This window comes from Streptococcus vestibularis ATCC 49124 (assembly GCF_000188295.1).
Lineage (GTDB): Bacteria > Bacillota > Bacilli > Lactobacillales > Streptococcaceae > Streptococcus > Streptococcus vestibularis.
In genome coordinates this window covers 626,344-637,423 of sequence record NZ_GL831112.1, presented here as the reverse complement: position 1 = coordinate 637,423, position 11,080 = coordinate 626,344, and the positions used below count along the sequence as shown (strand labels likewise).

The window sequence follows — 11,080 nt, the reverse complement described above, 5'->3', positions numbered from 1 at the left end:
TGCAAAAGCGTTTCGAAACATAAGAGTCCTTTCTTTATTTTTTCTTTTCTATGAGTTGTTTCTTCTTCAACTCTAAAACCACATCAGATGCTTGAGCAACTTCCTTACTGTGCGTAACAACTACGACACATTTTTGGCGATCTAAGGCCATTCTTTTAAGGATAGCAATAATATCCTTCGCAGTTTCCTCGTCTAGATTTCCTGTCGGTTCATCTGCTAAGATAATTGGAGCCTCTGAAACCAAAGCCCGCGCAATAGCTACACGTTGTTGTTGTCCACCTGAAAGTTGTAGGACATTTCGATTAATTTGTTTTTCATCTAATCCCAATTCAGAAAGTATCTTCTTATCGGCATTTTTATTAACAAGTCGTACATTTTCTAAAGGTGTAAGATAATCAATGAGATTGTAATTTTGAAAAACAAGCGCAACATGGTGTCTACGATGATAACTAGAGCCTTTTTTCTTGATATTTTCTCCGTTAAACAAGACCTGCCCCTTCTTGGGATAATCAAGACCTGCCAAAAGGGAAAGTAAGGTCGATTTTCCCGCTCCAGATTGCCCAATAATACTATAAAATTTACCTTTCTCGAAACGATAATTCACCTTCGAGAGGATAGCTTCACTTTTATTTTGATAACTATACGTAACATCTTTGAGTTCTAACATAGTGTTCCTTTCTCCTTAACTCATATTAGATAAGATTTCTTTTGGAGTTTTGCGCCAAATGAGACCAGTTGTCACACCGAGCGATAACATTACCAAGACTAGAAGACTTAGATAAGATTGCCCTAAAGGTAGTCCCTGAGGAATTTGATCTAATAACCGAAGAGCCTGCTGCTGTCCTTGCTGTCCTATAAATTCTTGCAAAAACAGTCGACTTAGTAGCCGTCCAATAGCAAGGGCAGGTAGCAAAGACATAAGGGACACCAACAATATCTCCATAAGAAATTGAGCAAAAATGCGTCCCTTGCTCTTCCCAATTGCTAAAAGAATACCTATCTCATGATTTCGCTCACGCGTCCATAGTGCCATTAAAAATGATAGGATTCCTGCTCCTGTAACAATTAAACTAATCATCATCGTTCTGACGATTCCTTGTAGCGCTTGAGACGATTCCTTCAAGGAGTCAAAAGCCTTACGGTCCTCGTCTAAACGTAGACGGTTCCAATCAATATCTAAGTGTTCCACTTGTTTAATGACTTGATTGATTCTATCTGGATTCTTAATACCAAAGGATAATTTTGTCACTAACTTATCAGTCAAATCAAGCAGTTGGCTAGCATCGTCATAATGGAGGAAGATTTGATTTTCACTTAAATCTGAGGACATTCCAGTAAATGTCTCCTCTTTCTTGCCAGAAAAAATACCAACGATATCAAAGGTCATTTTCTTAGCTCCATTTTCAGTCACCTGAAAATTGGACAAGGTCAGCTTGTCTCCGACGCTTAGTTTATTTTTCCTAGCAAGCGATTCATGAATCATAATTTGCCCTTTAGCAGATATGTACTTCCCCTTAAGAAGTTGAAAAGCACCACTCCTAAAATCAACACTTTGGGCTGTTTCCTTAGTAAAAGTGGCTCCCAAGGCTTGATTATCCATATTATCAAGATCATCACGTTCCACCGTTTGTTTTCCTGTAACGACCTTCTTATCGATTAGTCGTACTGGGCTTATATATTCAGGTATCGTTGTCATCACATCAGATAGATGACTAATCTTTTCCCCCTCTTTCCAGGAAAATGCACTGCCTCTTTCTTTACTTACCAGAGCAAAACTTGCCCCACTTGACTTCCTGATTTGTGCCTCCATTCCTCCACCAACTTGCATAAGAGAGAAACAAAAATACAAGCAAGATAATATCAAAAATAAAATAAGAAAAAGGATAAAATTCCGCGTTTTTTTGCGGAAAATATAAGCAGTTGCCTGTTGTAAGAGAACCATCTTCCACCTCCATTTAAGACATTAGCCCTCAGCTATACCAAAGATAAATGAGGACTCTTTCATTTTTCTTATCCTAATTATAGACGACAAATATGAAACCTTTATGAAATTAAATACTCTAAAGTGATTGTTATCTAAAAATCTAACTGCTGAGATGATAACCCCAATTAAATAATAACTTTAAAGGACTATCATAAAAAATACGTTTCATGATTGACCTTCACCTCTTTTTCTCTAATAAATCGTCCTTCGCTAATAGCATTTACCTTCGGCATTTGATATAATTTTTCTCAGAGGTATTTTTATTTATGAAGAAACAAGCTTTTAGTTCTGAACAGTATTTGAATCTACAACGCGACCATATTTTGGAGCGTATTCACCAGTTTGACGGTAAGCTCTACTTGGAGTTTGGTGGAAAGATGTTGGAGGATTTCCACGCTGCCCGCGTCCTTCCCGGTTATGAACCTGACAATAAAATCAAGCTCCTTCAAGAGCTTAAAGAACAAGTCGAAGTGGTTATCGCCATCAATGCTAGCAATATCGAGCATTCTAAGGCTCGTGGTGACCTTGGCATTTCCTACGATCAAGAGGTCCTTCGTCTGATTGATAAATTCAACGAGCTCAATATCTATGTAGGTTCCGTTGTTATTACGCAGTATTCAGGTCAACCTGCGGCTGATGCCTTCCGTAACCAACTGGAAAAAAATGGTATCACATCTTACATCCACTACCCTATCAAGGGCTATCCAACGGATATGAACCATATCATTTCTCCTGAAGGTATGGGGAAAAACGACTATATCAAGACTAGCCGTAACCTTATCGTCGTTACTGCTCCTGGTCCTGGTTCTGGTAAATTGGCAACATGTATGTCTAACATGTACCACGACCAAATCAATGGTATCAAGTCAGGTTATGCTAAATTTGAAACCTTCCCAGTTTGGAATCTGCCGCTTCATCACCCAGTTAACTTAGCCTATGAAGCTGCCACTGCAGACCTTGATGATGTCAATATGATCGACCCATTCCACTTGGAAACTTATGGCAAAACTACAGTAAACTACAACCGTGACATCGAGATTTTCCCAGTCCTTAAACGTATGCTTGAACGTATTCTTGGTGAGTCACCTTACGCTTCACCTACAGATATGGGTGTTAACATGGTTGGTTTTGCCATTACAGATGATGAGGCTGCCAAAGAAGCTTCTAAACAAGAAATCATCCGTCGCTACTATCAAACTGTACTTGATTTCAAAAATGAACGTGTTCCTGAGACTGCTGTCAAGAAGATTGAGTTGCTAATGAACGATCTTGGTATCACTCCTGAAGATCGCCAAGTGGTCGTTGCAGCACGTGCTAAGGCTGAAGAAACAGGTGGTTCTGCTCTTGCCCTCGAATTGCCAAATGGCCAAATCGTCACTGGTAAAAATTCAGAACTCTTTGGTCCAACTGCGGCTGCTTTGATCAACGCTATCAAGACTTCTGCAGGTATTGATAAGGATACTAAACTTATCGAACCTGAAGTGGTTAAACCTATACAAGGTCTGAAAATTGACCATCTGGGTAGTCGTAATCCTCGTCTCCACTCCAACGAAATCCTCATTGCCTTGGCCATTACAGCTGCCAACAATGCGGATGCAGCGCGTGCCATGGAGGAACTTGGTAACCTTAAGGGTTCTGAAGCTCACTCAACAATCATCCTTACTGATGAAGATAAAAATGTTCTCCGTAAGCTTGGTATCAATGTCACATTCGATCCTTACTATCAATACGACAAATTGTACCGTAAGTGATAACTGACTATAAACATCAAAGACCTCAGTTTTAATAACTAGGGTCTTTTAAAAATGACTTTAGCTTGATAAAGAAAAAAGGGAAACTCTATCGAGTTCCCTTTTTGATAACTAATTTTTCGTCTCAACCCGTTCCTAATAAAAAGGGAGTGGCCTAGCATTATTATGAAAAAGTGAGTTAAAGGAATCAAACAGAGGGCTAAGCCACCCCCGATTCTAATCAGCCTACGATTTCTAACTTGAGAAAAGGTAAGCTAAAAAGCAAAACTATAGTAGATAGGACAGCAACAAGCGGGAGATAACGACCTCCAAAAAGGTAGAGAAGCAATGGAGCTATCGCTATCAAACGATTTAGAAAATTGCTAGTAACCCGAACGGTTTGTCCATCCTCCACAGTAATAGTATTGGACTTGTAACCCATTTTACCAACACTCAAACGAGCTTTTGATGACGGTAGGGAAACAGTTACTGCTTCCACACCAGAAACCGTCCCGACAAGACTAGTGTCTACTCGAATGGGACTCTTTCTAGCCACCTTACTAGCTTCTATTGTAATACTAGCCACTAATCATCTCCTCTTCCTATCTTCTACTTATAGTATACACTTTTAGAAACGCTTTCACAAGATAATCGACTATTAAATCAACGTTTCTTGACAATCATTGTGCCTTTTCAAAAAGTATTGGATACCTTGATTACTATATCACTATCAGCTTTTTTTCAAAAAATTAATTATTTTTGACAGGAAATCTATTATATGATAAATTGTAACAATGCCGTTTACAACTATTTAGTAATAATATAAATATATAGAAAGAAGGTTACATGAAATCATATAAAGGAATTCTCCTACTAACCGTAAGTGTTGTTCTGACGGTATACGCCTGGCTAGCAAGGGGCATGACAAACTTCGTCGCTCCTGGTCTAGCTTTAACAACCTTATCATGGACTTTTATGTTGGCAACACGATCACGAGTTTTAGAAAAAGTCTTTAACGGAATTGAGAGAATGTACACTGTCCACAAATTTCTTGCCATCTTATCAGTTGTTCTCCTTGTTTTCCACAACATCGGTATGGGGAGTCTATGGGGTTCCCGTCTGGCTGCTCGGTTAGGAAACCTTGGTATTTATACTTTCTTGGCTATTGTGGTTCTGGTCTTTCTTGGCAAAACTCTCAAATATGAAACTTGGCGTTGGCTTCATCGTTTGGTGTACTTAGCCTATATTTTTGGTCTCTCCCATGTCTACTTGATTTTGGGACAAGTATTGACTAAGCCAAGTCTCTTATCATTGGTAGTGGGGGGCTTCGCTATTCTTGGTTTAAGCTCAGGATTTTATATCATCTTCCTCTACCAAATTATTGGTTTTAAAAATCGTGGGAAAATTGTGGGCTTAAAACGTATTAACCATGACACAACAGAAATAGCTATTAGGCTAACACGTCCAATGGATTATCAATTTGGTCAATTTACCTTTATTAAGATACTTCAAGCTGGTTTTGAGAAGGCACCTCACCCTTTCTCTATCTCAGGTGGACATGGCAATATTATCTATTTTACCGTTAAGGCTTCAGGTGATCATACCAAACAAATCTACAAGAAGCTCAGAGTCGGAAACCCGGTAGCTATCGACCGTGCCTATGGTCACATGTTGCTAGATCAAGGTCGTGACAAACAAGTTTGGATTGCAGGTGGTATCGGCATCACCCCTTTCATTTCCTATATCCGTGAAAATCCTGTCCTTGATAGGAATGTCGACTTCTACTACGCCTATACAGGTGAGCAAAACGCTGTCTATCTGGAGAGGTTGGCTGCATATGCTGCAAAAAATAGAAATTTCAAGCTTCACACTATTAATAGTCAAGTGGATGGTTATCTGGACTTCACTGACTATCCTCTCACTGATGACACAACTGTCTTTATGTGTGGTCCAGTGAAAATGATGGAAGCATTTGCTAAAACCTTTACGGCAAACAATCCAAAGGCTGAGCTCGTTTATGAGGGCTTTAGTTTTAAATAAGTTAAAAAGACTCAGCAAAAACTGAGTCTTTTTGAGTGAGTCGGTAAGCTACTATTCTTCTTCTGGGTAGACCAATCCCCAGTCTTTGCGGAGTTGGGTCATGAGCTCCATGACATCTCGACTATAGTTGAGATAAAGATGATTTTCTTGACCCAAGACGGCTGCTTCCATGTCTAGGACCTCATACTGGAGGGCTTTGGCAGTTTCACCTACTTCGATGACTTCTTGTGAGCCATCTTCCGTATAGGTGATGACTGCCTTTTGCCCACGTGGATACTCGTAAATTTCGATATAACCCTTATCATAAGCAATGGTGCCACGTTTAGGTTGTTTGGCATGAAGACTTAGCGTCACCGTTGCCATTTCCCCTTCTGCATTGGTAAGGAGAATACCCGCTTGCTCATCAACACCAGTTGGAGCTAATTTAACCTGTGAAACCATCTCTGTCGGTTGCGACGTCATGAACCAACGTACAAAGGAAAGGGCATAGACACCGATATCAAGCAAAGCTCCACCAGCCAAGTTACGATTAAAAAAGCGGTTGGTCATGTCATATTCTTTATAAGAACCAAAGTTCATCTGGATAACTTTGAGAGGTCCTAGCTTACCACTTTCCACGATTTCAGAGAGTTTTCGATAGATAGGCATATGGAAAATGGTCATGGCTTCTGCCAGTTTGACATGGTTTTCTTCGGCGAGTTGGATAGCTTCTGCCAATTCCTCACTGTTTAAGGTGATAGATTTTTCACAGAGGACGTGTTTGCCCGCTGCGAGTGCCTTGCGAAGAAAATTGATATGCGTATTGTGAGGCGTTGAAATGTAGATAATATCCACTTCAGGGTCTTCAAAGACTTGATCAATCTCTTTATAAACCTTTTCGATTCCATATTTCTCAGCAAAGGCCACTCCCTTGTCATAGGTACGATTTGCAACGGAATAGAGTTTACCACCTAGGGCCTCTAAAGCCTGTGCCAACTCATTTGCGATAACACCAGTCCCAAGACTGGCCCACCTATACTTGATTTGATTTTCCATAGTGTAACTTTCTTTATTTTTGAATGGTTAATTCATTTACCTGAGATAAGATTTCAACCTCACTCGCTCCTGCTTGAAGAAGGGCTGAAGCCGTGTAGGCCCCCTCAATAAGGGGGACATGTTGAATGAGAATATCCTTTTCTGAAAATTCCTCAACCATCTCCAAATTCATGCGTGCACTGCCTAAATCGTAAAAGGCCAAGAGACGTTTAGCAGGCTGACTATCTACTGCTACTTGAACATGGTCAAAACTAGATCCCAGTCCACCATCTTCAAGACCGCCTGTAGCTGTCAAAGGAATATTTGGTGCAACTTCACGAATCAGACTCACCAATCCCTTGGCAATATCAGCGGAGTGGGATACAATCACAATTCCAAGTTCCGACATGTCCTAGCCCTCCGCTTCTAGCAAGGCTTTGAAGAGTAGCCCAGACGAATAAGAGCCTGGGTCAATGTGACCAATAGAACGCTCACCTACATAAGAGGCACGTCCCTTGGTAGCAACAACATCCTTCGTTGAAAGAACTGCTTGATCGATGACTTCATTCGTTAATTGATCTCGTTTAACTGCTTCAATAACTGGGCGCCAGACATCAATCATGGTTTTTTCGCCAACTTGAGCATGGCCTCGTTTTTCAATCATATCGGCACCTGCCTCAAGGACACCTGCTAAATCTTGACCAGCCTGCTCAGCCTTCATCATCCCCATAAAGGCAGAGCCATAGAGCGGACCAGAAGCCCCACCAACCTTGCTTATCAGAGCCATTGATACCGTCTTTAGAACATCTGCCGTACTTTGAGGGTCTGATGTGTTAATAGCTTCAACGGCTGCTGCCATACCACGCGCCAAGTTAGCCCCGTGATCACCATCTCCGATAGGACCATCTAACTCAGATAAGTGATCTTTTTCTGCTTCAACTTTTTGATTAAAGACTTGCATCCATTTTACTGCAACTATTTTATCCATAATATACCCGATTTCTAGTTTTTGTCATTCTTACCATGCGATAGTCTTAACAGGACTTTCTAGAGCCTCAAGCCAAGCGTCATCTTCAATCTTCATAAGAGTTAGTGAAAGACCTGCCATATCAATAGAAGTCATGTAGTTTCCTAGTTTTCTATAGATCACTTCTAGACCCGCGTCTCTAAGAAGACTTGCAACATCATTGGCAAAGACATATTGCTCCATGAGTGGCGTTGCCCCCATACCATTGATGAGAAGAGCATAGCGATCACCAGACTTAGCATCAAAGGATTCAAGAAGCTTACCAGTTAATTCTTCTGCTAACTGGCGAGATGGCTGCATAGACTCCTTACGATAGCCTGGCTCACCATGAATACCAATACCATATTCAATTTCATCCTCAGCTAGAACAAAACCAGGCTTACCAACCTCAGGAACCGTCGCACCGCTAAGGGCCAAACCAATGGTGTGAATATTAGGAACAATCTTGTCAGCCAAATCTTTGATTTCAGCCAGAGACTTACCTTCACGAGCCGCATGACCTAGGATTTTGTGAACAAAAATAGTACCAGCAACCCCGCGACGACCTTGTGTATAGAGGCTATTTTCCACAGCAATATCGTCGTCCACAACAACACTAGCAACCTCGATACCTTCCATCTCAGCCAATTCTTGAGCCATCTCGAAATTCATGATGTCGCCAGAGTAATTTTTAACAACCATGAAGACACCGGCTCCCTGGTCCGCTTCCTTGATTGCTTCCAAAATTTGATCAGGCGTTGGTGATGTGAATACTGCACCTGCGATGGCTGCCGAAAGCATACCATCACCTACAAAACCAGCATGAGCTGGCTCATGACCACTTCCACCACCAGAAATAAGACCTACCTGACCAGCAACCTGCTCATTTCTTGCAATGATATCAAAACCTTCAACTCTATGAACCAGATCATTGTGAACATAAGCCAAGCCATCTAACATCTCAGTAACAATATTTTCAGGTTTATTGATAATTTTTTTCATGGAATTTCCTCCTTTTCAAAGGGATCATCTATTTACACTTCAATGTACTTCCATCTCAAATCAATTTTCCCTTATAAATACAGGTTTTCAATCATTTTAGAAGAGGAAAAGCAACAATGTGTAAACGCATACAATTTATAATTCAATTGTAGCACTTGCCTCCAGCCGTGGCAAGTTAAAAAGGAAGACCGTCATTTTCCTAAAATATATTATTAAGTAGAAGAAAAATCTCATAAAAAGACTCACTTTAGTCACCAAAGTCATTGAAAAACGGCTTCTCAAAGCTTATAATGAAATGGCTACTAAAGCGATAAGGAGCGGTTACATGACTATCGATTTTCCAAATGAAACAGAGACGCAAAACGAAATGGATGCCATCCTTCAGGCAGGGCGAGTTCTTATGGAGAGCGGTGCCGAGATTTACCGTATCGAAGACACCATGGGTCATATGGCCAAGTCTCTTGGCATCAGAGACTTCTCCACTTACGTGGTCAATCGAGGAGTTATGATTTCCGGACTCAACCGCTCAGGTCTTAAGGAGTCTCGTGTTCTAGCTACCTCAGTCCCTTCTATTCATCTAGGAAAACTAGAGGAGGTTAACCGCCTGTCTCGTGAACTGGCAGAACAGCCAAATCAGCCCGTTTCTAGCATTTTCCAAAAGCTGAAAACCATTGAGCAGAAGACTTTCTATCGTCCTTTAGAGGATATTATAGCCTGTGTCATTGGTGCTGGGAGCTTCTCGCTAGCTCTTGGAAGTGGCTTGATTGATGGTACTGCTGCGGCTATATCGGGACTTTTTGTGGGGATTGGTATGCAGCTTTTTTCCCGTTTTATTCATACTAGTTTTTTGCAGATTATTCTCTCTAGTGCCATTGCCGCTCTATCAGCTAATATTCTCTATTATCTGGGTATCGGGCAACATCGTAGCGTTATCATCCTAGGAGCCCTGATGATTTTGATTCCTGGAGCCTACTTTGTTAATGCTATCCGTGAATTCACCCAGAACAACTATTATAGTGGTCTGGCCCTGATGCTGTCAGGGGTCTCCACTTGTCTGTCTATCTCTGTCGGTGTTCTTGCCATGATTTCCCTTCTCCCCTTTGCGGAACAATTATCAGGTATGTTCTCAACACCAACTACCTCATGGCAGGAGGTCTTGATTCAGACTGTCATGGCAGGACTAGGAACAGCAGCCTTCTCCGTGCTATACCGAGTACCTAAGAAATACTTTTTAGACCTTGGAACACTAGGTGCTGGCTCATGGCTCCTCTACCTCTTGATTTGGAATAATACCCACCACGAAGTTTTAGCCATCCTCTTTCCTGCCTTACTGGTCACTTTCACCTCACGTTTCTTGGCCCACTACCGTAGATGTCCAGCTACCGTCTTCCTAGCCTCAAGCATGTTCCCACTCATTCCAGGAATGAGCTTCTACCGTGCCATCTACTTCCTATTGATTGGAAATGCAGACCTAGGCCTCAACTTCCTACGAGCTTGTTTCCTAGCCTCATTTACCATCGCCATCGCAGTCAGTTTGACACAACAAATCCCTAGCCATTTTTTTGTACTAGGGAAGAAAAAATAAATTGTTGAAATCCATTGGTTTTGTATACCAGTGGATTTTTTGATACCTCAATTAAGTAATCAATAGCAAAAAACAGAATACAACTTAGTCGGTTCAATTCAGTTGATCTTTTTTGTCATTTTAATTATTAATCATCACAAACAGATAAATCATCTAAAAGACATGGCGATTGATGACAATCCTCTTGCTAGATTAATGTTGCGTTCTGATTCATCTTGGAATTCTGCGAGAGTCTTACTCAACTCACTCACTCCATAACTTAATGAAATTCCTTTAGGAAGATTCTCGACTGCTAGAACTTGAATAGCTCTGCGTAACTCTGCAAGAAGTTCACTACTATCCTTCTTTCCAACTTCAATTTCATTTTTAAACGTTACGAGTAACTTTCTCTCATTTTCAGTTGTTTCTGGATTTAAAATAAGATTATAGATATTGTTCATGATATCATCAATTTGGGTGTTATTGCTTTTTGTCATCTGGAACACTCCCTAAATAGGTCCTGCTTTTCTCAAGGTAAACATTTGATTTATACTATCATCAAATTCGGAAAGAAATGCTATCTTGGTAAGCACACCTATATTCTTTATTTGAAAAAGATTCTACGCTTATCATAGACTACTGTCAATACTATGCCGAAAAAAATCTAAATAGAAGCACAGTCAAAACCACCCGTGAGAACGGGTGGCTTGCTCTTCGACTGGAAGCCTCTGCTACCGGCC

At 40.9% G+C, this 11,080-nt stretch carries 11 protein-coding genes; 3 read left to right on the top strand and 8 right to left on the bottom strand.

The window, feature by feature from the left end; translation table 11 throughout:
- Positions 1-34 precede the first annotated feature (34 nt).
- The gene (locus HMPREF9425_RS03205) at positions 35-667 is read right to left on the bottom strand and encodes an ABC transporter ATP-binding protein (protein ID WP_003096719.1); all 633 of its coding nucleotides are present in this window, start codon (positions 665-667) and stop codon (positions 35-37) included.
- 15 nt (positions 668-682) lie between these two features.
- Complete coding sequence (locus HMPREF9425_RS03200; RefSeq protein ID WP_003096715.1) at positions 683-1,942, bottom strand: ABC transporter permease; 1,260 nt, start codon at positions 1,940-1,942, stop codon at positions 683-685.
- 308 nt (positions 1,943-2,250) lie between these two features.
- On the opposite strand from HMPREF9425_RS03200, the gene HMPREF9425_RS03195 reads away from it, so the two are divergent.
- Positions 2,251-3,735: a DUF1846 domain-containing protein gene (locus HMPREF9425_RS03195; protein WP_003094906.1), complete on the top strand. Its 1,485-nt coding sequence runs from the start codon at positions 2,251-2,253 to the stop codon at positions 3,733-3,735.
- Between the two features lie 220 nt (positions 3,736-3,955).
- On the opposite strand, the gene HMPREF9425_RS03190 is transcribed toward HMPREF9425_RS03195, so the two are convergent.
- The gene (locus HMPREF9425_RS03190) at positions 3,956-4,300 is read right to left on the bottom strand and encodes a hypothetical protein (protein ID WP_003096712.1); all 345 of its coding nucleotides are present in this window, start codon (positions 4,298-4,300) and stop codon (positions 3,956-3,958) included.
- Positions 4,301-4,560: 260 nt separating this feature from the next.
- Here HMPREF9425_RS03190 and HMPREF9425_RS03185 point away from each other — a divergent pair, with 260 nt between their 5' ends.
- On the top strand, positions 4,561-5,754 hold the full coding sequence (locus HMPREF9425_RS03185) for a ferredoxin reductase family protein (protein WP_003096709.1): 1,194 nt from the start codon (positions 4,561-4,563) through the stop codon (positions 5,752-5,754).
- Positions 5,755-5,805: 51 nt separating this feature from the next.
- Here the strand turns inward: HMPREF9425_RS03185 and HMPREF9425_RS03180 are convergent, their stop codons facing one another.
- The 4 genes from HMPREF9425_RS03180 to dhaK are packed head-to-tail and all read right to left on the bottom strand — an operon-like array spanning position 5,806 to position 8,776.
- Positions 5,806-6,789: a Gfo/Idh/MocA family protein gene (locus tag HMPREF9425_RS03180; RefSeq protein ID WP_003096706.1), complete on the bottom strand. Its 984-nt coding sequence runs from the start codon at positions 6,787-6,789 to the stop codon at positions 5,806-5,808.
- A 13-nt stretch (positions 6,790-6,802) separates the two neighbouring features.
- Entirely contained in the window at positions 6,803-7,177 is a 375-nt protein-coding gene (gene dhaM, locus HMPREF9425_RS03175) for a dihydroxyacetone kinase phosphoryl donor subunit DhaM (RefSeq protein ID WP_003096703.1), read from the bottom strand.
- Between the two features lie 3 nt (positions 7,178-7,180).
- Positions 7,181-7,756 carry a dihydroxyacetone kinase subunit DhaL gene (gene dhaL, locus HMPREF9425_RS03170; protein WP_003096702.1) on the bottom strand — a complete coding sequence of 192 codons (576 nt, stop codon included), beginning with the start codon at positions 7,754-7,756 and terminating at the stop codon, positions 7,181-7,183.
- Positions 7,757-7,786: 30 nt separating this feature from the next.
- Positions 7,787-8,776, bottom strand: a complete 990-nt coding sequence (gene dhaK / locus HMPREF9425_RS03165; protein WP_003096700.1) for a dihydroxyacetone kinase subunit DhaK — start codon at positions 8,774-8,776, stop codon at positions 7,787-7,789.
- A 325-nt stretch (positions 8,777-9,101) separates the two neighbouring features.
- Between dhaK and HMPREF9425_RS03160 the strand changes: the two genes are divergently transcribed.
- Positions 9,102-10,361, top strand: a complete 1,260-nt coding sequence (locus HMPREF9425_RS03160; RefSeq protein ID WP_037621392.1) for a threonine/serine exporter family protein — start codon at positions 9,102-9,104, stop codon at positions 10,359-10,361.
- A 149-nt stretch (positions 10,362-10,510) separates the two neighbouring features.
- On the opposite strand, the gene HMPREF9425_RS03155 is transcribed toward HMPREF9425_RS03160, so the two are convergent.
- A complete protein-coding gene (locus HMPREF9425_RS03155; RefSeq protein WP_003096695.1) occupies positions 10,511-10,837 on the bottom strand; it encodes a bacteriocin immunity family protein in 327 nt (108 codons plus the stop codon).
- Positions 10,838-11,080: the final 243 nt, after the last annotated feature.